The following is a 24,587-nucleotide window of genomic DNA, read 5'->3' as shown; positions in this document are numbered from 1 at the left end:
AGCTTTGTGACAGTGAAAGTTATCATCCAATGCACCGCCTGTCCGCCAGTGAAACGCACAGGAAACTTTGATCGTTTAAAAGATTAAAGCAGTATTGCCAACATCAATACGCGAATCAGACCGCAGCCCTATGCAGGCCGGTAAAAAAAGCTCAGACCACAATCTGTTTTTTGAGATCTGAGCATTGATCCCGTCATGTTCGATGTTCGCAGAAACGGTATTGCGACAAGTTGGTGTGGATCACTATTAGGTGTTACACCCATGAAACGTATGTTGATCAATGCAACACATGCTGAAGAAGTACGCGTTGCACTTGTCACTGGTCACCGTCTATACGATTTTGATCTCGAAAATCGTACCCGTGAACAAAAGAAATCTAATATCTATAAAGGTCATGTGACCCGTGTAGAACCTTCTCTTGAAGCTGTCTTTGTTGAATATGGAGCAAATCGTCAAGGTTTCTTGTCGATGCGTGAAATTGCAAATTCCTATTTCAAGGCTGATTCGCGCCAGACTTCAAACATCCGTGAACTAATTACTGAAGGGACCGAGCTTCTGGTCCAGGTAGAAAAGGAAGAACGCGGCAATAAAGGCGCGGCACTGTCTACCTTTATCTCTCTTGCTGGCCGTTATCTGGTTCTGATGCCGAATAATCCGAAAGGTGGTGGTATCAGCCGTCAAATTTCAGGTGCAGTCCGTGAAGAACTCAAGGAAATGCTGGCTTCTTTAGATGTACCCCGCGGCATGAGCGTAATTGTCCGTACGGCAGGTATTGGTCGCAGCCAGGAAGAGCTGCAAACCGATTTACAGCATTTGCTTGACCTGTGGACCCAGATTCAGAGTACGGCTAATTCAGGCCCTTCTCCAATGCTGGTACATCAGGAAGCTGGTGTAGTAACACGCGCAATCCGTGATTATCTGCGTGATGATGTGTCCGAGATCCTGATTGATTCAGAACAGGCTTACAATGAAGCTTATAACTTTGTCAAAGCAGTCATGCCACGTCAGCTGGACAAGTTAAAAACTTATACTTTAAATGAGCCTCTGTTTGCACATTTCGGTATTGAGAGCCAGATCCAGACCGCTTATGAACGTGAAGTAAAACTGCCTTCAGGTGGATCAATTGTAATTGACCAGACTGAAGCGCTGGTTTCAATTGACATCAACTCGGCAAAATCAACGCGTGGTCATGATGTAGAAGAAACAGCACTTTCGACCAACCTTGAAGCGGCTGAAGAAATTGCCCGTCAATTACGCCTTCGCGATATTGGTGGTCTGATCGTGATCGATTTTATTGACATGACTCGTGACCGTAACCAGCGCATGGTTGAAGCCAAGTTACGTGAAGCTACCCAGAGTGACCGCGCCCGCATCCAGTTTGGCCAGCTCTCACGTTTTGGTCTTATGGAAATGAGCCGTCAGCGTCTGCGCCCTTCTCTAGAAGAAGCGACTGGCTATGTCTGCCCACGCTGTCATGGTACAGGTATGGTACGTGACTTGCGTTCACTGTCGCTATCTATCATGCGTAAAGTTGAAGAAATTGCGCTACATGAACGTCAAGGTGAAGTTCAGGTTGAAGTGCCAGTAGAAATCGCGGCCTTCATGCTCAATGAAAAACGTCATAGCCTGGTTTATCTGGAACAAACTTCAAATACACGTGTCACTGTACTTCCACATCCACACCTGGAAACTCCACATTACGAAATTTCATATAACCCTGAAGGTTTTGCACCGACCAGCTATGAACGTACTGAAGCTACGCGTTCGAGTGAAAAAAACCTGGGTTATGAATCTGCTGACTGGCATCTAGAAGAAGCTGAACAGGTTGGACAGAACACGACAGCCCCAGCTGACAAGCCAGGTAAACCACAAAACCGTAAAGCACAGCCTCAGGCTGCTGCCCCGCAACAACCTGCTCAAGTGCCTGCCGCAAAAACTGCAACTAGCAGCAGTCCATGTGCGTGGCTGGAAAACCTGTTTGTACAAAAACAGGCACACACGGTAGATCATTCGCGTACAGCCAACAATGCCGCTGCTGCAATTGAACAGATGGTGAATACAGGTGCAGTTAGCCGGGGCCAGTTTGGCCAGATCAATAATACTGCTGTAGCAGTACAACCAGAAACGGTAGTTGCGCCAGTTGCTGCCAATAATGTTTATCTGTCACAACCGGCAGGTAATAGCGCTGCAAAAACTGATGCACAACCACTCGAAAGAGAAGAAAAAGCTTCAGGCCAGCAGCGTCATAACAAAAAACGTAATGGTCGCGATCGCGATAATCGTGACAGAAACCGTGAACCACGTGAGCAGCAATCTGAAACTTCAACTCAGGTTCATGAGGAAGTAGTTCAGTTATCACGTCAGGAACAGCGTGATCAGAAACGTCAACAGCAGAAACGTCAACCTCAGCAGGAACATCAGGTAGAAAGCCAGCAGTCTGAGCAGTCATACCCTGTACCACGCCGCGACCGCAATCAGCAACGCCCACCGCGCCCGAACCGCTATCGTGATCCAAGCGTGCTGAATGAGCAGCCTGTGGTAGCTGCCGCGCCTGCTGCAGTGACAGATAGCAACCAGGTAAAAGTTGATGTCATTGAAACCCCAAACAATGAAGCTCTTGCTACTGCACTGGTAATCAATATTGATCAGGGTCAAAGTGAAATCGTAACGCTAAATTCTGCAGATATAGCGTCAACTGTAAATGCAGAAGAGGCACCGGTTGAAGTAAAACCTGAGCCAGCTGCTCCAGCCAAGAAAGAAGCTGTAAATGCTCAACCAGCCCCGGCTGAAGCAAAAGCGAAAGCTAAAGTTGAAGAGCAACCACGCCGTGCCAGTAATGATCCGCGTATGCGTCGCAAGCAAGGTGGCTCACAGCAGAAACCACAGCAGGAAGTGCTACCAAAGCTTAGTCCTTCCCAAGTGCCACTCTTAGCGCAGTACACTGTAGGTAGCCTGATCCGTCATGTTTATGGTGAAGACTGTACGGTACTGATTGAACAGTTCGGACTGGTGCCAACATTCAATCGTGCTTTGCTGAAATTTACTGAACAGTACATCAGTACCCTTTCAGTAACCACTACAACAGAGCGCACTGAACCTGTAGAAAAAACGCCTGTTACCCGTGATGCTGCCGCGCCTATGGCTAAACCGGCTCAGGAACAGGAACCAGCGCCAGTTTTACCACTGACGCCTTCCCAGAATGCGACACCGCGTGTAGCAAACGATCCGCGTGAACGTCGTCGTCTAGCTAAACTTGCTGCAGAGCAGGCATTAGAGCAGAGTAAAGCTTCAGCATCTCAGGCAGAAGAGCAGCCTGCGGCTGTACAGTCTGAAAATCCTGTAGCGGAAAATCCTGCTGAGCATGTAAATTTAGAAATAAATGCTCAAGCAGATACAACTTCAGTCGGTACTGAGCAGGACGCAGCAGATGCAGCATCTCACCATGCAAAAGTGGTAGCTGAGACTCAGGCACAGGATCCGGCAATTCAGACTGCTGCAGCTATGTCTGAAGCAACTGCTGCTGCCTCGCCAAGTGCAATTGTTGAAGAAGCACAGGCTCAGCAAGCGGCCGAACCAGCTGCACCAGCAGAAAAGAAAGCTCCTAAACCGAGCAAGGTAGAAAAGTCTCAGCCGGCTGATCAGCAACCGGCACAAGCTTCAGTAGAAGAAACTGCCGAAGACGATAAGACGACTACTGCCGATAAGGATAAACCGGCCCGTCCGCGTCGCCCACGTGGCCGTCCACCGAAAAAGGCCACACCTACAGCCGAGTAAATTTGCACAATTACTCGTAATAAAAAAAACCTAGTCATTTCGGTGGCTAGGTTTTTTTTGATAATTTTATTGAATTAGGTTGAATGCACTAGACTGAACAGATTAAAAAACACTTGTATAGCTGCATGGGAAGCTTAAAGCTGTGTTTAAGTTTAGCTGAACCCTAGTCGACCCAGACCTTACCGGGACTAATCAAAAAATAATATAGGATTGTTATGAGTCAAACCCAACAGAGCGACCTCATCAGTATTACCGATGTCGCTGCGAAATTACCCCAGTTTATAGCGAAAGTACCTCATCTTCTGACTGGTCTGAAACAGGCTTATATCCGTACACCTGACACCCCTGCGGGGCTAGGGCTAGCTTTTGAAAAAGCGGTAAAACGTAACCCGCGTGGTTATGCTCTCTTGTTTGAAGATCAAAAATATACTTATCTGGCCTTGAATGAATGGGCCAACCAGATCGCACACTATTATCTCTCGATAGGTGCGCGCAAAGGTGACGTGATTGCTGTCATGGTGGAGAACCGCTCTGAACTGGTCGCAACTGTACTGGGACTGGCCAAAATCGGAGTAACGATTGCTCTGGTCAATACTTCACAAACAGGGAAAGTGCTAACTCATAGCATTAATCTGGTTAAACCGATTGCATTGATTGTTGGTGAGGAAGTTCGCAGTGCAATTGATGACATTCGTCAAGATATTCTCTTACCAGAAGACCGGTTTTACTGGTTTGCCGATCAGGCAACACGTGCAGATGTTGGTAAAGCACCAAAGCATTATCAAAATCTGGCAGAAAAAATTGAGAATTTTCCGAAATTCAATGTAGCCACTACCCAATCCGTACAGGGTAAAGATGGTCTATTCTATATTTATACCTCTGGTACAACCGGCCTGCCAAAAGCTGTGATTTTCACCAACAGCCGCTGGACTCTGGCTTATGGCACTTATGGTCATGTACTTGATCTCAAACCGAATGATGTCATGTACGTAACCTTACCGCTCTATCATGCGACTGGCATTGTTGTATGCTGGTGTGGTGTGATTGCGGGCTCAGCCACTCTGGCCCTACGGCGCAAATATTCAACTTCAAGCTTCTGGAAAGATGTGCATAAATATAATGCCTCTGCCATTGGCTATGTAGGCGAATTATGCCGTTATCTGATGGATGCAGAACCCACTGAACTGGAAACAGGCCACCGGGTTAAAAAAATGATTGGTAACGGCATGCGTCCAAATATTTGGGATAAATTTAAGCAACGTTTTGGCGTAAAGGAAATTCTGGAACTCTATGCTTCAAGCGAAGGAAATGTCGGCTTTAGTAATATTTTCAATTTCGACAATACAGTTGGATTTTCTCCAACTCCTTATGCAATCGTTGAATTTGATAAAGAAACGAATGAACCGGTACGTGATCAGCATGGCTGGTGCAAGAAAGTAAAAAAAGGAGAAGTAGGTTTACTTCTTGGAAAAATTACCCGTCGCTCCCCTTTCGATGGCTATACAGACCCTGAAAAAAACAAGTCAGTCATCTTAAAAAATGTCTTTAAACAGGGCGACCAATATTTTAATACTGGAGACCTGGTACGTCATATCGGCTTTCGCCATGCCCAGTTTGTAGACCGACTAGGAGATACATTCCGCTGGAAAGGTGAAAATGTTTCCACCACTGAAGTCGAGAATATCGTTTCAGAATATCCTAAAATTGCTGAAGCAGTCGTCTATGGGGTAGAAATTCCCCATACTAATGGTCGTGCGGGAATGGCAGCTATTACTTTGGCAGCTGGCGAAGCGCTTGATGAGCATGACCTTACTGCAATGGTGGTTGAGTTTAAAAAACATCTTCCTGCTTACGCAGTTCCGGTATTTTTACGTGTACAGGAAAAAGTAGAAACTACCGGTACTTTTAAATACCAGAAAAACAAGTTGAAGGAAGAAGCGTTTCATCCCGATAAAACCACCGATCGTTTATTGGTTTTACTTCCAGGCAACTCTGGCTATAAAGATATTAGTATGGAGATTTACCAAAGTATTCAAGACTACCAGTATCGTTTCTAAATAGACTAAAAAGAGCGTATTCGTATAAAAATACAGCAGGCGACTTATTTCTAACCAACTAAAGCAATAAAATTTAATTTTTGCTTGTGCTGGAAAAATAAATTGCTACAATACGCTCCATCAAGAAAATACGGGTCGTTAGCTCAGTTGGTAGAGCAGCGGACTTTTAATCCGTTGGTCCCGCGTTCGAGTCGCGGACGACCCACCATTTTCTTAAGATCCCAGATGGGTCGTTAGCTCAGTTGGTAGAGCAGCGGACTTTTAATCCGTTGGTCCCGCGTTCGAGTCGCGGACGACCCACCATCTTTTTAGAATATCTTTTCAAAAAGAGCAGCTTCTAAATCAGCTTTAAGATTTATATATGGGTCGTTAGCTCAGTTGGTAGAGCAGCGGACTTTTAATCCGTTGGTCCCGCGTTCGAGTCGCGGACGACCCACCAAGATTCCAAAAAAATCCCGGTCATTACTGACCGGGATTTTTTATTCTCTAAAGGAATTATATATTAAAAATATTGAATTCCCGAATGATATGATTAATGGCGAATACGGTTCCAGGCATCACGTGAAGCATGTTTTGCTTCTTCCCAAGACAGGCGTGATTCAGCTTTAGTCTGTTCCCATTTAGTGCGCAAATCTGGCTCAGCATCTTCAAAACGTGCATCTGGGCCATAAGCTGAACGATTTTCATAACCCACTCGGTATGCACCACGATAATCGCGGTCATAATCCAGATCCGGATGAGTATTTCTTGTGGCAGAGTAGTAAGGCTGATTTATACTATTTTCACGCCAGTAAGCATCTTCAACCGTTGGGTCCATTGCTTCACCAGCTGCATGGCCAGCTAATCCGCCCACGACAGCACCCACTGCACCGCCGACTACAGTACCTACTGGTCCAGCTGCACTACCAATTGCAGCGCCTGCGGCTGCACCACCTGTTGCACCTAAGCCTGTTCCTACTGGATGAGAACCTGGTTCACCTGTAATTGGATCAGCATTTAAATCTTTTTTTACATCATCCGATGCATGCTTAATACGATCGCGGTCATAATCTGAAGTCGCCATCATCATTCTCCTTATAATAATATTGTGATTCTGGAAATCTGCCGCTATGGTCAGATTTCCTGTTCGCTCGTTAAGTACACATTCAGCTTAGAAGGCATTTATGTAAAAAAACAGGCTTAAATAAAGAGCTTTCAGTTAAGCAATATTGTAGAAAGTAAAAAAAATTGGCCAAAATTACCTGTAAGATTTAAAAGCTTACGCATTTTTACTCAACCATTCACAACCTCTATTTTTCCCCCTACTTCTCTTCTTATTTTTTATAAAAATAAAAAGTCCGGCAATAAGCCGGACTGTTCAGGTATGAAAATTTATTTTAAGACAGCATGGTAGTTACTGATAAATAAAATTATTTATTTAAAATAAGATAACTACCAAATAAGGTAAAAATACCACCCGAAATACCGTCAATCCATTTGGCAGCACGCTGGTATGCCCGCTTGAAGGAAGGCAGGGAGAAAACGAAAGCTACAAATAAAAACCAGATTGCTGTCTCGACCGTTACCAGCAGGAGTAACCACCCATGTGCATGATCCAGAGCTGGATTGGCCAGAAAAAGTGAAAATACGCTACCAAAATATATAATGGCTTTTGGATTAGACAGATTGGTCAATAATCCCCGGAGGAAAAAACTCAAAGGGCTCTGAGGCAGGGAAATCTGTACAGGCTGGGTATTTTCTTCTTTACGAAAGGCTGAACGCAGCATCTGAAAGCCTAACCAGCATAGATAAATTCCGCCTGCGACCAATAAGGCATGTTTTAGCCAAGCCATTTTTTCAAATAAAATATTCAGACCCAGCAAGGCCAATAATGACCAGATCATGACACTTACACTGATACCTGCCACCACAGCAAATGTCTCCATCCGAGATTTACTGATTGCAGTTTGGGAAACCAGAAAAAAATCTGGTCCGGGCGTGATTAGGGCACAAAAATGGATAAAAATTAGTGTTCCGAGCGCAATTAACATTATGTATTTACCTGTAACCTGCATGTCTTTAGAACAAGAATACGCTGTATCCTGATCTGTTTATAAAAATTCTTCAAGCACCGAGTTTAAAAAAAGATGGCCATGTGCTGTACAGGCGAGTTGTTCAGTATTTTCTGAAAACAAATGACGTTGCCGTAATGAATCCAGCTTGGCCTGTATTTTTTCCAGTTCATAACCGGTTCTTTCTTTATAGAACCGGGCCGGCACGCCTTCATTTAAACGCAAGGCATTCATCATAAATTCAAAGGGCATGTCTTCAGGCTCAATCTTTTTAAATTGTAAGTGTTCAGCAGGTATTTTGGCCAGATAATCTTTAGGTAAGCGGGTCTTCTGAAACCGGTAAACTCCGTCTCTCAGACTGACTTTAGCATGTGCCCCTGCTCCGATTGCCAAGTAATCTCCAAATTGCCAGTAATTCATATTGTGTGCAGAAGGCTGTTCTTTACGCCATGCCGAAATTTCATACTGTATGAATCCATGTGCCTTAAGATATACTTCACCCTGTTCCTGAATGTGCTCTAGTACACTCTCTACCGGCAATACTGGTTGAGTCCGGAAAAATACTGTATTCGGCTCAATCGTCAACTGATACCAGCTGATATGGGTGGCTCCGTTTTCAACAGCCAGACGTAGATCTGTTAGAGCCTGCTCTAGCGTTTGTTGTGGCAGGCCATGCATCAAGTCAATATTGATGCGTTTAAAACCGGCTTCTTGTGCCTGATGTATAGCATTTATAGCATTCTCAGCACTATGAATCCGTCCCAGTTGTTTCAGATGCTGCTCATTAAACGTCTGCACTCCAATGGATAAGCGATTAATACCAGCCGCAAGATAGCCGGCAAAAGGATCATGTTCTACTGTTCCGGGATTGGCTTCCAGCGTAATTTCACATTGCTCTTCAAAAGGCAGTAAACCATTTAGCTGCTGAAACAGCCACTGGTAACCTGAAGCTGATATCAGTGACGGGGTTCCACCGCCAATAAATATGCTATGGAGTTTGCGGCCCTGTGCAAAGTGGAGCTGTGTTTTAAAGTCTTCCACCAACGCTTGCAAATATTCCTGTTCCAGTTCCAGAGATAATTTTCCATCGGGTACAGCATGTGAGTTAAAGTCACAATAAGGACACTTTCGCACACACCAAGGCATATGGATATAAAGTGAAAGTGGAATACATGAAGGATCTAGGCTACTCAAAAATTTTTCTCGGAGAAGGATGGAGCGTCTTACAATTTTAACATGACTGCATCATTGTACTTAACGCAATTCACATGAAAATCTCCTACACTCTTTTGTAACATCGAGAATAAATAATGAATTCAAAATGATGAAAATATCGAGTCAACTTTTATTATTATTTCCCCTGACTTTGGCCATCGGGGTAATGCTGACTATACAAACTGCATTAAATACCCAGATGCGTATGTATTTGCATTCACCACTCCAGCCGGCTTTTTTTTCTTTTTTAATTGGAACAATTGTACTGGCGGTAATGGTGATGTTGCAGTCTGCACCCAAACCTCAGTTAAATGAACTTGCCCAGATTCCATGGTATTTATGGTTAGGCGGACTGATTGGGGTTTATGCTATTAGCATGAGCATTTATACTGCCCCCAAAATGGGTTTTCTCATTCTCTCCGGACTGGTTATTTTCGGGCAACTGCTCATGTCAATGTTACTTGACCATTTTGGCTGGTTAGGCGTAGAGAAAAATCCGATTAACTGGCAGCGTTTACTGGGTGCAATTGTTATTTTCATAGGTGTATTACTGACACTGCAACGCTAGTCTGCCGCTTACCCCATATGAGTAAAATTAGTGTCTATTGCTACCACTACACGCTTTGAAATCAAGAAACTCTTTCAGTTGATGTTGCCTATTCTGGTTACTCAGTTTGCTCAGGCCGGTCTTGGCCTGATCGATACCATTATGGCAGGTCATTTATCTCCTACTGACCTGGCAGCAATTGCGGTAGGAGTCGGTTTATGGATTCCAATCATGTTGCTGTTTAGCGGTATTATGATTGCGACTACTCCCTTGGTAGCTGAGGCCAATGGCGCACGCGATTTTAATAATATTCCTACCATTGCCCGCCAGTCATTATGGATGGCTTTCATGCTGGGCATACTGGCAATGCTGGTGTTACAGTTGATGCCATTTTTACTGCCTCTATTTGGAGTTCCTGAAAATCTGCAACCCAAAGCTGGCCTGTTTCTCCATGCCATTGGCTTAGGTATGCCAGCAGTCACCATGTATGCAGCCCTAAGAGGTTACTCGGAGGCATTAGGTTATCCGCGTCCAGTCACAGCAATCAGCCTGCTGGCTCTATTGGTCTTGGTGCCTTTAAACATGATTTTTATGTACGGCTTGGGTCCTATTCCTGCTTTAGGTAGCGCCGGTTGCGGCTTTGCCACTTCTATCTTGCAATGGCTGATGTTGATTGCACTAGCGGGCTACATCTATAAGGGGCGTGCTTACCGCAAGACCCAGGTGTTTAGCCAGTGGGAAAAATTTAATCCGGTCTGGGCCAAGCGTATCTTGAAACTGGGTTTCCCGATTGGTCTGGCTATTTTTTTTGAAGTAAGTATTTTCAGTACTGGAGCAATCATATTAAGCCCGCTGGGGGAAACTGTTGTGGCCGCACATCAGATTGCTATTTCCGTGACCTCGCAGCTATTTATGATTCCCATGTCCCTGGCTATTGCACTGACTATCCGGGTAGGCATGTATTATGGTGAAAAGAACTGGCATGCCATGCGCAAGGTACAACACCTCGGTTTAATTACCGCGACTGTATTTGCAGTATTGACCATGCTGGTTATGTGGATTTTCCGCTCAGAGATTGTCGCTGTTTATACCCGGGATCTTGCTGTTACCCATATGGCCCTATATCTGATCCTGTTTGCGATTGCCTATCAGTTGATGGATGCATGGCAGGTCAGTGCTGCAGGTTGCCTGCGTGGAATGCAAGACACTAAAGGCCCAATGTGGATTACTCTTCTGGCTTATTGGGTAATTGCCTTCCCTGTGGGTATTTATCTTGCTCGTTTTACCCGTATGGGAGCTGCTGGAGTCTGGACCGGACTAATAGTAGGTTTGAGCGTTGCCTGCGTTCTGCTGCTGCTACGTCTTTATATGAATAATAAACGGCTAAAATTAAGTACCTCTACTGTTTAACCATATTTCCATCATGTCCTTAACCAGCCACACCGGCTGGTTTTTTAAACTTTAAAAAATAAAGATAGTCTGTTTTTATAAAGGTGTTTAATTAAGACCTAAAAAGTAAATCTATAAACAACAATAAGATCAGCTTTTTTCTGTTATGTGTTCTTACAGGAACTGAACAATTTCAACTAGGCAACTTTTCTATTGTCCCCTATGATCAAATAATTCATTCACTTTATTTTAATGATTGAGGTCTAATACCGATGGCTAAGAATGCAAGCTCGCCCGGCCGGCGTTTTATGAAACTTGCCGGCATGACCGCCAGTATTGCGACCCGAAGTGTATCTAATTCTATTCGTAATATCCGGGCAGATGAAGAACAAAAACAGGCCGCCAGAAGCCAGCTGTTTCAAGATATTGGAGTTCAGATTGCCAATACCTTGGGAGAGATGAAAGGCGCTGTCATGAAAGTTGGGCAAATTGCATCTCAATATAAAGATATTTTCCCGCCCGAGGTGGCTAAGGCCATTTCAAAATTACAGCGTCAAGCTCCTCCCATGCCTTTTTCGGCCATACAGAAACAGCTAGAAAAAGAGCTGGGACAACCGATTGATAATCTGTTTACATCTTTTGATCGGGAACCTTTTGCGGCAGCATCAATTGGTCAGGTACATAAGGCAATATTACCTAATGGCGAGCAGGTCGTAGTCAAAGTGCAATATCCAGGTGTGGATGAAGCCTGTGAAAGTGATTTGAAACAGGTTCGGCTGGCTTTACGCCTGATGGGTGTTTTAAAAATCGATAAAAAACTTCAGGACCGGCTGTTTGCAGAAATTCAAGACAGTCTAAATGCTGAACTTAATTATGAAATTGAAGCACAGAACCTGACTGTGTTTAAGACCTTTCATGAAGCATTAGATGAAAAAATTATTATCCCACGTGTCTATCCACAATATTCTACCCGTCGAGTACTGACTTTAAGTCTGGAACAGGGCAAATCTATAGAAACTGCCAGTACCTGGCCGCAGGATGTCCGTAATCAACTTGGCCGACGCCTGGTCCGCGCGCTAGGACAAGAAATTTTCTATCTTAAACGTTTTCATTGTGACCCACATCCGGGTAACTTTGCATTCCGTGAAGATGGCCATGTCATTGTTTATGATTATGGCGGAGTAAAGACTTTAAATACTGAAATTATTGAACACTTTAAAACTTTGATCAATGCTGCACGCCAACATGATATTGATACGCTTGAAGACCAGTTAATTACTTTAAATGCACTTTCAGAAAAAGGAAAATTTCCAAAAGAACTGTATGAAGAATGGCTAGATGTGTTACTTAGACCATTAACCACCCAGTATGATTTTGCTGAAAACTCTGCCCATCATGACGGGGTATTACTGGTGAAAAAGTCGCTAAAATACTGGGACCTGTTTAAGCCTTCACCGGATACTCTTATGGTGAACCGGACAATCTCCGGGCATTACTGGAATTTGATCCAGCTCAAAGTAAATGATGATTTAAGTGATTTATTTGAAGAACTGGTCGCCTCAGATCAACAAGATAAACTTTAAAATTGTTCTATTGCCCTGTTTGAATATGTAATTTAAATAGGGTGATAACTTGAAAATAATTATAAAATCCCTATATATTGTTATATTATAACATTTCATTTAGCTATGGAGTTTACCATGCGTAAAGATATCCACCCTGAATATCAGGAGGTATTATTTCACGATACTAACGCTGATGTATATTTTGTCATTGGTAGTACCATGAAGCCGAAGCAGACTAAAGAATATGAAGGCAAAACCTATCCATACGTTACCTTAGATATTTCGAGTGCCTCTCATCCGTTCTATACAGGTGAAGTTCGTCAGGTCGGCAACGAAGGCCGTGTTGCAAGCTTTAATAAACGTTTTGGACGTTTTAAACGCAGCAATTAAGCAGTAATAATTTTTAAATTGAATTCTTCTTATTTGAAGTCTAAGTCGTTGCTCTCCTCCACTTAGACTTCTTTTTTTAATTATCGATTAAACAATAAGTACTGGAACAGATAGAATCCTGCTGTCAGTAAGAGCACACCCATGATTAAACTCGACAGACTATAGGCAAGCCCCATTGCTATTTCATTCTGTCGCAACAACTGAAAAGTTTCCAGACCAAAGCTTGAGAATGTGGTAAAGCCGCCCAGTATACCCACCATCAGGAAAAGCCGTGTTTCCTGTTGTAGAACTGCGTATTTCTGGCTAATAGCAAAAAATATGCCTGCACAAAAACAACCTAACAGATTAATCCACCAGGTTGCCCAAGGAAATAAACTGCCTGTCTGGCTGAGTGATAATGTTATGCCATAACGCAGGCTTGCACCTATTGCCCCACCGCAGGCAACCAATAACCAGTTCATAATGATATATAGCTGATGTGGATAAGCCCTATTTTATCCACAAACTCAAAAAATATTCATTAAAAATTCGCCTTGAGAGGCTACACACAGCTCGTTAAATTCTGCATAAATCAGGAAAAATACTCATAAAAGCGCTATGCTAGGTTGCTTAATTCTTTATAGGGAATAGGATTTATGGCCCAGGAACTTCTTGAACAGCTACAAGCTGGCCAAGCAAATTTTACAGATGTCATCGCTTATATAGACTCTCGTTATATTCATAACCCTACTGCTTTTCGTAACGGCGCACAGCATAATGCAGCGACAGAAAATCAGGGTAGTGCCAAAGTCTTGAGTTTTGCCAAACTCAACAGTCTAAGTCAGGAACAGACCTTAGCTTTATTTGCTGAGCACTATGCAGCAGTCTTAGCAACCCCTGAAGGTACAGATCATCAAAATATCCGGCAGTTTATGCAGCATGGCTGGGATGAAGTACAGTTTCAAGCCGAAGCTTTACAAGCCAGGTAAATATTAAAAAAAGGACCTCATGGTCCTTTTTTATTCTGGTCGCTCATTAAATTGTGGTAACTCATCACAAATAGTCTCCCACTCTGCTTTAGAGCCAACAAAAATATGTTTCCCCGATCGCGTCTGGATCGGCGTATCTAACGTACCAATTCTAAGACGGTAAAAATCAGGAGTATCACTCTTAATACTGATAATTGGCGAGCCACACACACCACAGAAACAGCGTTCGGTCGTTGATGAAGACTGATATTTTTTTAAAAGGTTCTCACCCTGTATCCATTTAAACTGCTGGATAAGAACTGGTGCATTAGTCGCAAAAGCTGTACCATTGGCTTTACGGCATTTCTGGCAATGACAATAAATAATTTCATCAAGCTCAGTTTCAATTTCATAGCGAATCCCTTGACACAAACAGCTTCCCTTTAGGCTCATTCTAGTTCTCCATCATAAATTCTATTATCAGTACATACTATGAACTCTGTTGTTCCATCAGATAGGTATGCACGCCTTCACCAGCAGCCCGACCAGTAGCAAAACATGCTGTCAGTAAATAGCCCCCGGTTGGCGCATCCCAGTCTAGCATTTCACCACAGCAAAACACATGTGGCTTTGATTTTAGTTGCAGCCTTGCGGTCAGGGCATTCTGTTTTATACCACCAGCACAACTGATAGCTTCTTCAATCGGCCGGAAACCCTCCAGGACTACTTTCAAATGTTTGACCTGCCAAGCGAGCTGTACAGGATCTTTCCATAAGGTTTTATCGACCAGTTCACGAATCAGACCAGCTTTGGCTGCATCTAGGCCCGCCTTACGCCAGACATTACTCAGTGACTGCTTTCCTGACTGTAATTTTTTTATTAACTGTTCGTTATCTACATCGGGTAATAAATCCAGATACAGAGTTACAGGCTGCTGTTGCCGCTGTAACTTGCGTAAGGCCGGTCCGTGCTTGTAAATAAGGCCACTTTCCAGACCATAATGGGAAATTACGACATCACCCTGAGCTCTGTGTTTAGGGCTTACCCATGCTTCTACCCGCTTTAAAGGCTGGCCAAATAAAGGTTGCATAAAACTGGACCACGTTCTGACCACACCTGCATTGCTAGGTTGAAAAGGCTCAATTTGCTCTCTATCAAGCCAAGCCTGCCACTTGCCATCGCTACCTAGCTGTGGCCACGATACCGCGCCACAGGCCAAAATAATCGCGTCAAACTCCAGCTGAAAAGGCGTATTCTCAGGTTGTTTTAAATCCAGAAGTTGCACCTGTTTAGCCTTGAGACCTAAACACTGATGACGGTAATGAAAGTGTATGCCTTGCTGGTCCAAGCGTGTTAACCAGGCACGGAGCAGAGGCGCAGCTTTCATCTCTACGGGAAAAATTCGGCCAGAAGAACCAATATAGGACGCTATACCGAGTTCAGCCATCCAGTTCTGAATCCAGTGTGCATCCCAGCGCTGTATCCAGGGATACAGCCATTCAGGGTGATCATAGCGCTGGATAAATTCAGTAAGAGGCTCAGCATGAGAAATATTTAATCCGGTTTTCCCCGCCATTAAAAATTTTCGCGCAGCTGAGGGTTTCTGCTCAAATACATGAATCTCATAGGCATACCGGCTCAATACTTCTGCCGCCATTAACCCTGCCGGACCTGCCCCTATAATTGCAATACGTTTAGCTGACATCACTTTTTCCCTGTAATGGCAAAAAGTCATCAAAACGGGTGGAATAACCACAATGTTTGGTAATTATCAATTGCTGGCATGATTCACCACGCTCGAGATACTTGATTTCAAAATGTGTGCGTGCTGACTCTGGTCTAATCTGTTCTTTTTCATAGGACAACTGCCAAAGTTGCTGTAACTGCTGCTCAGCTTCCTCAATATACTCAGGAATATTGCTGGCCAGTGTGATCGTACCTTCCGGCTTGAGACGCGACAGTAAAAATTCAAAAAATGGCATATTTACCCAGCGTTGTGCCGGATTATGCGGTTCAGGATTCGGATATAAAATAAAGAATTGTTCAACCTGCTCCGGATACAGAGCATGAACTATCCATGGAATAGCGTCTGCATGTACAGGAGTCAGATTTTGTTGACCTTCGAGCTGATGCTGCTTTTGCATGGCCAAAAATTTTTCCCGGGTCCGTTCAATGGCAAATAAGCGCTGCTCAGGATACTGACCACTAAATAATAAGGCGTGTTTTCCTTTACCTGCCCCGATTTCAACACAAAGTGTCTGCTGATCAAGCGCTGAAAAATCACGTGGCGCATGCATACGATGGGCTTGAAATTGACGAATCGGCATATTCACATCAAACTATGGAGAATTTGACACAAGTCTATCAAGAGCTGATTACTTTGCCTAATAATCCTAGGCTCTCTACTGAAAGGATATTGATTATGCAGCAGCGTACCTTCCCTTGCCCACGCTGTGGCAAACCTGCCACATGGGAAAATAATGAATTCCGGCCTTTTTGTTCAGAACGATGTAAAATGATTGATTTAGGTGCTTGGGCCAATGAAGAATATCGTGTACCAACACAGGATTCGCCCAGCCGACAGGATTCCAGTTTTGAAGATGACTAAGCATCAACTCATACAGCCAGTCGAGTTACTAATATAAGCCAAGCTGCCCTACAGTACGCCCTTATAATTCTGTTCTTTTAGTTTTAATATTTTGGATGATATTGCTCCAGCAAGTGTATAAAATAACTAACAGATATTAATGAATAAATTTTTATCAATATTTATAAGTTTACTGCTTTTATGAATACTGCTTAAAAATAGTTACCACCTTAATAATCAAGTTAAATACTTGCTTAGGCAGTGATAAATATTCTACTTTTTGAATTATTTCACTGCCAAAAACCTTTAGCATTCTACTGATTATATTTTTTAGATTTATAATATACTGACCTAAAAATTTAAATATAGTTTGAATAAAGATGATATGCATGATAAAAGCTAAATCTCTTATAGATTGATTATCATAAATACTGGCTAATACTATTGCTCAAACTATATTCTTTAACTAGTTTATAATAATAAAGTTTCCTTATATTAAATATTTTATAAAAGTTACTTATACGCGTTTTATATACTTTTTCTTCCCTAAATTTTACTTAAAAAGTAGCGATAAAGCTGGAATAAAAGTTTAACCAATTTTCATAAAATTAATTTTACTTTTACAATGTATCTACTTTGTATATCTAAAATCTATGCTTTTAAGCTTTTTAAACAAAAAGTTATGTTATTTCAATAGACTCTAAACATCTGGTTATAAATTAAACATTTACTTTTTTAATTCAATACTTTTCTTAATAAAACCAAACATATATTTAAATTCAAGTTATAACATGCATAATTTCTCTTTTAGAAACTTTACTTTATCTCCTTGTTATGTCTTTATATCAATTACTTAAAATTCTATTTTTTATCTTTGTATTGCTGGCTATATTTTTTATTGGTTTAGGTATATATGCCTTAGACACAACACTTATTTTAATTGCAGTCTTATTTGCTACAGTTGCAGTTCTCATTGGCCTAGAGACTAAACAGATTCTTGCCAATCCATTTAGAAAGAAGTGAGCAGAAGCTTACTTCTTTCTTGGCTTGATTAACCTGCTTTACCCGCTAAAAATGGGTTATGTTGTTTTTCAAAACCAATTGTACTCATCGGACCATGGCCACAGATAAACTGTGTATCATCTGGTAAAGTAAAACACTCCCGCTGGATTGAATCCAGAAGTTGCTGATGGTTACCCCTTGGAAAATCAGTTCGTCCAATCGAACCTTTAAACAGCACGTCTCCCGTCCAGAGCAGGCCATGCTGTGCATTGTAGAAAATTACGTGACCTGGTGTATGTCCGGGTGTGAAGCGTACCTCAAATTCATTTTTACCCAGTTTAAGTGTTTCGCCCCCTTCCAGCCATTGGTCTACCTTAACAGGCTGCGGTATAGGAAAACCATAACGTGCGGAAACTTCTTGAATCATATCGAGCCAGAACTGGTCTTCCTTATGCGGTCCAATTACCGGCACATCCCACGTATTGGCCAGCTCTCCTACTGCACCGGCATGGTCAAGATGACCGTGTGTCAGCCACAGTGCTTTAACATTTATGCCCAATGCCTCGACTTCTGCCTTTAGCTTTTCAGCATCGCCACCCGCATCAATCAATATGGCTTCTTTAGTTTCTGCATCCCAGACAATGGAACAGTTCTGGGCAAACGCAGTAACTGGAACAATTTTGACTTGCAACATGGTATACCTCTGGCTATATAGCACTAGTTGGCTAGGGTTTGGGTTAATGTATCAAGATTAGCCTTAACCAGACTGGTGAGCAAATCCAGATGGTCTTCACGATTATTCAGCGCCGGAATATACGCATATTCTGCACCACCTGCATGCTTAAATGTTTCAGCATTTTCCATAGCCAGCTCTTCCAAGGTCTCCAGACAATCTGCAGAAAATGCAGGACTCATGACCTGAACTGATTTCACACCTTCTTGACCCCACTGTGCAAGTAGCTCATCAGTATAGGGCTTAATCCATTCCTGTTTACCAAAACGTGACTGGAAACTACAGGCCCATTCATGTGGCTGCAGATTCAGGCTTTTCGCTAAGCGCTGTGCAGTAATCCGGCAACGTTCTGCATAAGGGTCGCCCTTATCGGCATAGGGCTGTGGAATTCCATGAAATGACATTAATAGTTTTTCAGCACGTCCATGTACAGATTGAAACTCACGTACACTATTTGCCAGTGATTCGATAAATAAGGGATGCTGATAATAATCACGGATAATAGTCAGACCCGGCAGATTACGCTGTTTGGGTATCCAGCGGGCTACTGCGTCATAAAGTGGTGCGGTAGAAGTCGCCGAATATTGCGGGAAAAGTGGAAAAAGAAGTATATGATCTTGTGGATCTGCCTGAAGTTTAGCCAGAACTTCATTAATACCCGGGTTACCATAGGTCATGGCAGGTATGATTTTGAGTTCAAACTGTGGATATACGCTACCAAGACGGCTTTGCATCTGTTCAACTTGTTTAAACAGGACTTCACGCATAGGAGAATCCTGATTCCATACCTGGGCATAGGCTTTTGCTACGCGCTTGGGACGAAATGGCAACACAAAAAGATTGAGGATGACTTGCCAGAGCAGTTTGGGAATCTCAATAACACGCTGATCAGACAAAAACTGTTTAAGAAAACGGCGTACTGCTGGAACAGTAGGTGCATCTGGAGTACCCAGATTGGCCAGAATAATTGTGACTTTAGCTTTAGAAGCAGGCGTCATAACAGGTTTTCCAAAGTAGACTAAAGCGATGATCTTGTTAATTTAACAGCTTTTTATATATCTTAAAAATTAATTAATACCTAGAACCATATTGGTAAATACGATCAAAATCTGTATGCTGATTTTCAATCAGTTTTTGGCCTTTAGGAGTAAGTTTCCATAACATGCGCTGTCGGTCATCACGGCCGCTAGGCATAATCCAACCATTTTGACGCATCTGTAATTTAATATTGTGCAAGGCACGGATATTAATCTGTGAACGTGCAACGGCATGAGCACGTGGCATTTCAAGGCGTGCTTCCGACAAACCGGTATCATTTAAATACTCATTTAAAGATTTAGAAAAATATTCTTCCGGAGTAGGAGATTTGAAGGTATTGCCCAGAACTGCCAGCAGTTGTGCCCAAGATAATTTACGCTGCAACTTTAGTTCTTTAAAATTACCATCCTGATAGGCATGCAACCGGTACTCAAAAGTGTAAATCTCACGTGGGCCGACTTTGGGCAAATCCAATAATGGGTCATGTTCACGTGTCCCCATTTCAGTTTCTAGCTGGGCAATTTTTTCTTTGAGCTGGTCAATTTCATCCTGCAAACGCTGAGTATTTTGCGGACGCACCCAGCCTACAACGGGATAGCGTTCAAGCATCTGTGGCATATTCAGACGCACCGCCATTTCCAGATCACGCAGAGTTCGGTAGCTGAAAACCTGATCCATATCCTGTTGTAGCTGTTTGCGAAAATCTTTAAATTTTTCCCTTAATTCTGGTTTTTGGTCATGCAATTCTTTTGCACGTGCTTCTGGCTGCTCGTGCATAAAGACAATAATCGGTTTCTGCTTGCTTACTGCATAGATATATTCAAGGTGCATATATCCCACGCCAGAGACAGACTGCTCACCATACTGGCTACCCAGTAAAATTACGACATAATCACAATCATCAATCTGCCGGCGGGCAAATGCTGTGGTCAAAGGTGTGCGTTGCTCGAGGCCCCAAGAAAAAAAACCCATCCCTACCAGAGTTTGTGCCAAGACGATGCGCTCAGGTTGCATATCACTACCCGAGGTCGATATGAATACTTGATAACGCTTATCGAGCATGGCATGTCCTCATTTTTTCATAATAGTTATCTTCGCTCAGCTTACTTTATTAAACTATAGCAAGAGTGCTAATTTCCCCAATAAAATTTAAAAAAATTACCAAAAATTCAACAATCTTTCTTAAAGTTTCAGATTTTGAACACTCCAGCTCAATGTAGGAGAAATTAAGTGCTGTAGGATAGGTTTCAAATTCTCAGCATTGTGACCACTGACATAACACTGAATCCGGGTTTCAGACTCACAAGTCTGCTCACCAAGCAGTTCATTTTTTATCAGAATACGGGCTGTTTGTCGGGCCACAGCCTGTCCGGAATCAACTAAAGTAAGCTGTTGTCCGAATATGGCCTGGATAGCCGGCTTTAGAAAAGGATAATGGGTACAACCCAACACCAGATGATCTGCCCCCTGCTCAACTACAGGCTGCAAAATTTTCTTAAGCGTATTCAGACACTGCTGACTCATCTGTAGCCCCTGCTCAACCAGCGGAACCAGCTCCAGACAGGTAATGGGCAAAACTTTAACTCCCGTGGGCATGGCAAAACGTTCAATTACGTCTCTAATCAGGTTTCCACGAAAAGTGGCCGGCGTAGCCAGAACAGCTACGACTTTTGTTTTGCTTTGTAATACTGCGGGTTTTAGTGCAGGTACCAGTCCAATAATCGGAAAAGACTCCCCATAATGCTCACGCAGGTAATCCAAGCTGAAGGCTGAAGCAGTATTACAGGCCACTACTGCCGCTTTGCATCCTTGGCGGTAAAGCCATTCAATCGCCTGTGCAGTCAGCTCACGGATATTTTGATCACTCCGCGGGCCATAGGGAACATGAGCAGTATCGGCATAATATAATATCTGTTCATGGGGCAAATGCCGGGCTATTTCCTGGGCTACTGACAGCCCGCCAATTCCCGAGTCAAAGATCCCAATGGGTGCATCCCGCGATGCATGTGGCATAGGGTTAACAAGAGTATAGAGGGGCTGTATGGCTGTCATGCGGGTTATTAGCAGTTCAGGAAATTCAGCTATAAAGCTTAAACCTCAGGTGCCTAATTGCAAGTGCAAATCACCACTTTGTAGATGCAAAATAGTCTTTCCCTCAGCATTTTCTTCAAGTTCACCATATTGAACCAGATGATAGAAACTTTGACGCTGAATCAGGGCATTGATTCCAAAGCGCACATGTACATAAGGTCGTAACTCACCCTCATATTCACGCATAAAAATTGGATGGTCTTCATCAACAATTACCACATCCTGATTAGTAGTGGTTAGCTCTATATATTGTTTACCATTGAGCTTGATCTGGTTCACCTGATTAACAAATAACGGTTCATCCTCTACTTTAATTTCAATCTGCTCGGCCGGAGTTTTTAAATAAAACTGATCATTCTCTTTCCAGAGCACACTTGAAAACAGGTCTAAAAGTGACTGTCGCTTAATCAATTGACCTTCGTGCCACCATTCTCCATTGGCTTTTACGCTTAAATCCATTTTGCCACAACGCTTTGGCTGCCACTGGTCAACTGGAGGAATTGACCTTTTGTGACTTTGCTGTGCATCTTTTATGTATTGTGCAATGCTCAGTAAGTTTTTATCATCTTTTTGTGGCGATTCTTTCAGCTCTTCGAGCGAATTATTTTGTTTTACCATGGTTTATGCCTTGCTGACGGGAAATTAATACGACTCAGCCAATTGGCTTGATCAAGGTTTGAAACTATACTAGCCCAAACTATATTAAGACACGTTATGCAATTTGTGTCTCACAATCAAGAACACTCATGGCAGCGCCGAATTTTTCCAAGGATTACGGTGGCCACCCCCCCTAGCGATATGAGGAGTCCTACATGGAACACATCGAACGTGAATCGATGGAGTTTGACGTAGTGATCGTTGGTGCAGGACCTGCAGGTCTTTCAGCTGCGATCCGCATCCGTCAACTGGCGATTGAAAACAACCTACCCGATCTTTCCGTTTGTGTCGTCGAAAAAGGTTCCGAAGTTGGTGCGCATATTCTCTCCGGTGCTGTACTTGAACCCCGGGCCATGAATGAACTCTTCCCCGACTGGAAAGAGCTCGGTGCTCCGCTTAACGTCCCGGTGACTGAAGACAGAACCTTTTTCCTGCTCTCTGACACCACCTCCAAAGAAGCACCGCACTGGATGGTACCAAAAACCATGCATAATGATGGCAACTACGTCATCTCGCTGGGCAATGTCGTACGCTGGCTGGGTGCCAAGGCAGAAGAGCTGGAAGTCTCGATCTTCCCGGGCTTTGCTGCATCAGAAATCCTCTACCATGAAGATGGTTCGGTCCGCGGAATCCAGACCGGTGACATGGGCATTGGCAAAGATGGACAGCCAACCCATAACTTTATGCCGGGCTACGAGTTGCTGGCCAAATATACCCTGTTTGCCGAAGGCTGCCGTGGCCATTTAGGCAAGCGCCTGATCCAGAAATTCAACCTGGATAAAGATGCCGATCCGCAGCACTACGGCATCGGTATTAAAGAGCTATGGGAAATTGATCCTGCCAAGCACAAGCCGGGTCTGGTGATGCACGGTGCCGGCTGGCCGTTGTCAGAGACCGGTTCGTCTGGGGGCTGGTGGCTATACCATGCCGAAAATAACCAGGTGACTCTGGGCATGATTGTCGACCTGTCGTACAAGAATCCGCATATGTTCCCGTTTGCTGAAATGCAGCGCTGGAAGACTCATCCCCTGATCAGACAATATCTCGAAGGCGGCAAGCGGATTTCTTATGGCGCGCGCGCAGTCACCAAAGGTGGCCTGAACTCGTTGCCAAAGCTGACCTTCCCGGGCGGCTGCCTCATCGGTGATGATGCGGGTTTCCTGAACTTTGCCAAAATCAAGGGTTCACACACTGCCATGAAGTCCGGCATGCTCTGCGGTGAAGCGGTATTTGAAGCGATTGCCCGCGGTGTAGAAAAAGGTGGTGAAGTGGGCTATGCCCGTGCGGCCGAAGGCGAAGACTTCTTTGAAAAAGAGCTGACTGCCTATACCGACAAGTTCAACCATAGCTGGCTGAAAGAAGAGCTGTACAGCTCCCGTAACTTTGGCCCGGCCATGCACAAGTTTGGCCAGTGGATTGGCGGTGCCTTTAACTTTATTGACCAGAATGTGTTTAAGGTTCCATTTACCCTGCATGACCTGCTGCCCGACTTCAAGGCCCTGCAAACTGTAGAGGCAGAAAGCTTCAAGCCGAACTATCCGAAACCGGATGGCAAGCTGACCTTTGACCGTCTGTCTTCTGTCTTTGTATCCAACACGGTACATGAGGAAAACCAGCCGTCTCACCTCAAGCTGGCTGATGCGTCTATTCCGGTTGAGGTCAACCTGCCGAAATATGACGAGCCGGCACAGCGTTACTGTCCGGCCGGGGTTTACGAGATTGTTCAGGAAGAGACTGGACCGCGGTTCCAGATCAATGCAGCGAACTGTGTGCACTGCAAGACCTGTGACATCAAGGACCCTTCACAAAACATCACATGGGTAACACCGGAAGGTGGTGGTGGTCCTAACTACCCAAATATGTAATAAGAAAAGCCCGCTTCATGAAGCGGGCTTTTTTATAGAGATTGATAACAGGTATATATTTTTATAGAAAAGATCAGGCTTTAACGATCAGTGAAGCTGCAATTAGCCACATAATCATACCAATTATAATATCCAGAATTTTCCATGCCTTGGGCTTTTCAAAAACGGGCTCCAATAATCTTGCACCAAAAGCCAAACTGAAAAAGAATATAAAGGATGCAGATACTGCGCCGCTGGCAAAGGCCATCTTATTACTATACTGGGATGAGATTGATCCGAGCAGAACCACGGTATCTAAATAAACATGGGGATTAAGCCAGGAAAAAGTTAAACATAACAGTATAGTCTGACGCAGAGAAGCAGTTTTCTGTTTTGAAGCATGTAAACCTTCCTGTGCTCTATAGGCCTGATAAAAACTGCGTAGTCCGTAACCAAACAGAAAAATGGCGCCAAACCATTTCATCGCCTGAATGAGACCTTCCTGCTGGCTTAAGAGATGGGCAAAACCAAAAACACCAAGAGAAATCAGTAGTGCATCGGACAGCGCACAAACTAGAGCTACTGCAAATACATGCTGACGAAGCAACCCCTGTTTTAACACAAAGGCATTTTGTGCCCCAATCGCCATAATCAAGGAGAACCCTAAAACCAGGCCAGATAAATAACTACTCACGCACCA

General features: G+C 43.6%; 22 protein-coding genes and 3 tRNA genes. 12 read left to right on the top strand and 13 right to left on the bottom strand.

Translation table 11 applies throughout. From position 1 onward, the window contains the following. Positions 1–261: 261 nt before the first annotated feature. From ABZP31_RS01555 to ABZP31_RS01535, 5 genes are all read left to right on the top strand, one after another. Complete coding sequence (locus tag ABZP31_RS01555; protein ID WP_248133980.1) at positions 262–3,774, top strand: Rne/Rng family ribonuclease; 3,513 nt, start codon at positions 262–264, stop codon at positions 3,772–3,774. Positions 3,775–3,989: 215 nt separating this feature from the next. After that, a complete protein-coding gene (locus ABZP31_RS01550; RefSeq protein ID WP_248133875.1) occupies positions 3,990–5,831 on the top strand; it encodes a long-chain-acyl-CoA synthetase in 1,842 nt (613 codons plus the stop codon). A 132-nt stretch (positions 5,832–5,963) separates the two neighbouring features. After that, positions 5,964–6,039: transfer RNA gene (locus ABZP31_RS01545), tRNA-Lys, on the top strand. 19 nt (positions 6,040–6,058) lie between these two features. Then, positions 6,059–6,134: transfer RNA gene (locus ABZP31_RS01540), tRNA-Lys, on the top strand. Positions 6,135–6,194: 60 nt separating this feature from the next. After that, positions 6,195–6,270, top strand: a tRNA-Lys gene (locus tag ABZP31_RS01535). 93 nt (positions 6,271–6,363) lie between these two features. On the opposite strand, the gene ABZP31_RS01530 is transcribed toward ABZP31_RS01535, so the two are convergent. From ABZP31_RS01530 to hemW, 3 genes are all read right to left on the bottom strand, one after another. Then, positions 6,364–6,894, bottom strand: coding sequence for a glycine zipper domain-containing protein (locus ABZP31_RS01530; protein ID WP_005023186.1), 531 nt, complete (start codon positions 6,892–6,894; stop codon positions 6,364–6,366). A gap of 346 nt (positions 6,895–7,240) precedes the next feature. After that, positions 7,241–7,861 (bottom strand): threonine export protein RhtC, encoded by a 621-nt coding sequence (gene rhtC, locus ABZP31_RS01525; protein WP_005405878.1) that lies wholly within the window; start codon positions 7,859–7,861, stop codon positions 7,241–7,243. 60 nt (positions 7,862–7,921) lie between these two features. Beyond that, positions 7,922–9,076: a radical SAM family heme chaperone HemW gene (gene hemW / locus ABZP31_RS01520; RefSeq protein ID WP_248133873.1), complete on the bottom strand. Its 1,155-nt coding sequence runs from the start codon at positions 9,074–9,076 to the stop codon at positions 7,922–7,924. Between the two features lie 127 nt (positions 9,077–9,203). On the opposite strand from hemW, the gene ABZP31_RS01515 reads away from it, so the two are divergent. From ABZP31_RS01515 to ABZP31_RS01500, 4 genes are all read left to right on the top strand, one after another. Next, positions 9,204–9,665 carry a DMT family transporter gene (locus tag ABZP31_RS01515; protein WP_034682790.1) on the top strand — a complete coding sequence of 154 codons (462 nt, stop codon included), beginning with the start codon at positions 9,204–9,206 and terminating at the stop codon, positions 9,663–9,665. Positions 9,666–9,746: 81 nt separating this feature from the next. Next, positions 9,747–11,054, top strand: a complete 1,308-nt coding sequence (locus ABZP31_RS01510) for an MATE family efflux transporter (RefSeq protein ID WP_282437443.1) — start codon at positions 9,747–9,749, stop codon at positions 11,052–11,054. A gap of 251 nt (positions 11,055–11,305) precedes the next feature. Further along, positions 11,306–12,616, top strand: a complete 1,311-nt coding sequence (locus ABZP31_RS01505; RefSeq protein WP_248133871.1) for an AarF/UbiB family protein — start codon at positions 11,306–11,308, stop codon at positions 12,614–12,616. Between the two features lie 117 nt (positions 12,617–12,733). After that, a complete protein-coding gene (locus ABZP31_RS01500; RefSeq protein WP_005016847.1) occupies positions 12,734–12,988 on the top strand; it encodes a type B 50S ribosomal protein L31 in 255 nt (84 codons plus the stop codon). An 80-nt stretch (positions 12,989–13,068) separates the two neighbouring features. Here ABZP31_RS01500 and crcB read toward each other — a convergent pair whose 3' ends face one another. Beyond that, the gene (crcB, locus tag ABZP31_RS01495; RefSeq protein WP_248133870.1) at positions 13,069–13,449 is read right to left on the bottom strand and encodes a fluoride efflux transporter CrcB; all 381 of its coding nucleotides are present in this window, start codon (positions 13,447–13,449) and stop codon (positions 13,069–13,071) included. 174 nt (positions 13,450–13,623) lie between these two features. Between crcB and ABZP31_RS01490 the strand changes: the two genes are divergently transcribed. Further along, on the top strand, positions 13,624–13,956 hold the full coding sequence (locus ABZP31_RS01490; RefSeq protein ID WP_005016849.1) for a HopJ type III effector protein: 333 nt from the start codon (positions 13,624–13,626) through the stop codon (positions 13,954–13,956). A 30-nt stretch (positions 13,957–13,986) separates the two neighbouring features. On the opposite strand, the gene ABZP31_RS01485 is transcribed toward ABZP31_RS01490, so the two are convergent. From ABZP31_RS01485 to ABZP31_RS01475, 3 genes are read right to left on the bottom strand one after another with little or no spacing between them, the layout of a single operon-like run. After that, positions 13,987–14,388: a GFA family protein gene (locus ABZP31_RS01485; RefSeq protein WP_248087766.1), complete on the bottom strand. Its 402-nt coding sequence runs from the start codon at positions 14,386–14,388 to the stop codon at positions 13,987–13,989. Between the two features lie 37 nt (positions 14,389–14,425). After that, entirely contained in the window at positions 14,426–15,640 is a 1,215-nt protein-coding gene (locus ABZP31_RS01480) for a TIGR03862 family flavoprotein (RefSeq protein ID WP_101159984.1), read from the bottom strand. After that, on the bottom strand, positions 15,630–16,268 hold the full coding sequence (locus ABZP31_RS01475) for a tRNA (guanine-N(7)-)-methyltransferase (RefSeq protein WP_248133869.1): 639 nt from the start codon (positions 16,266–16,268) through the stop codon (positions 15,630–15,632). The genes ABZP31_RS01480 and ABZP31_RS01475 overlap by 11 nt, the downstream gene beginning before the upstream one ends. A gap of 89 nt (positions 16,269–16,357) precedes the next feature. On the opposite strand from ABZP31_RS01475, the gene ABZP31_RS01470 reads away from it, so the two are divergent. Continuing rightward, complete coding sequence (locus ABZP31_RS01470) at positions 16,358–16,543, top strand: DNA gyrase inhibitor YacG (protein WP_005016860.1); 186 nt, start codon at positions 16,358–16,360, stop codon at positions 16,541–16,543. 1,030 nt (positions 16,544–17,573) lie between these two features. Here the strand turns inward: ABZP31_RS01470 and ABZP31_RS01465 are convergent. From ABZP31_RS01465 to ABZP31_RS01445, 5 genes are all read right to left on the bottom strand, one after another. Continuing rightward, the gene (locus tag ABZP31_RS01465; RefSeq protein WP_005405922.1) at positions 17,574–18,218 is read right to left on the bottom strand and encodes an MBL fold metallo-hydrolase; all 645 of its coding nucleotides are present in this window, start codon (positions 18,216–18,218) and stop codon (positions 17,574–17,576) included. Positions 18,219–18,241: 23 nt separating this feature from the next. Continuing rightward, a complete protein-coding gene (gene hemH / locus ABZP31_RS01460) occupies positions 18,242–19,255 on the bottom strand; it encodes a ferrochelatase (protein WP_005023159.1) in 1,014 nt (337 codons plus the stop codon). Between the two features lie 73 nt (positions 19,256–19,328). Beyond that, positions 19,329–20,357, bottom strand: coding sequence for a DUF4062 domain-containing protein (locus tag ABZP31_RS01455; RefSeq protein WP_005016874.1), 1,029 nt, complete (start codon positions 20,355–20,357; stop codon positions 19,329–19,331). 120 nt (positions 20,358–20,477) lie between these two features. Continuing rightward, positions 20,478–21,347: a glutamate racemase gene (gene murI, locus ABZP31_RS01450; RefSeq protein WP_119878297.1), complete on the bottom strand. Its 870-nt coding sequence runs from the start codon at positions 21,345–21,347 to the stop codon at positions 20,478–20,480. A 45-nt stretch (positions 21,348–21,392) separates the two neighbouring features. Further along, positions 21,393–22,004 carry a DUF1285 domain-containing protein gene (locus ABZP31_RS01445; protein WP_005023153.1) on the bottom strand — a complete coding sequence of 204 codons (612 nt, stop codon included), beginning with the start codon at positions 22,002–22,004 and terminating at the stop codon, positions 21,393–21,395. A gap of 194 nt (positions 22,005–22,198) precedes the next feature. Between ABZP31_RS01445 and ABZP31_RS01440 the strand changes: the two genes are divergently transcribed. Continuing rightward, positions 22,199–23,908, top strand: coding sequence for an electron transfer flavoprotein-ubiquinone oxidoreductase (locus ABZP31_RS01440; RefSeq protein ID WP_151829003.1), 1,710 nt, complete (start codon positions 22,199–22,201; stop codon positions 23,906–23,908). A gap of 73 nt (positions 23,909–23,981) precedes the next feature. Here ABZP31_RS01440 and ABZP31_RS01435 read toward each other — a convergent pair whose 3' ends face one another. Further along, positions 23,982–24,581, bottom strand: coding sequence for a LysE/ArgO family amino acid transporter (locus ABZP31_RS01435; protein WP_017400679.1), 600 nt, complete (start codon positions 24,579–24,581; stop codon positions 23,982–23,984). Positions 24,582–24,587 lie beyond the last annotated feature (6 nt).

Origin of the sequence: Acinetobacter sp. FL (assembly GCF_040744925.1) — a bacterium.
Lineage (GTDB): Bacteria > Pseudomonadota > Gammaproteobacteria > Pseudomonadales > Moraxellaceae > Acinetobacter > Acinetobacter radioresistens.
This window is presented reverse-complemented; position numbering and strand designations above follow the sequence as displayed.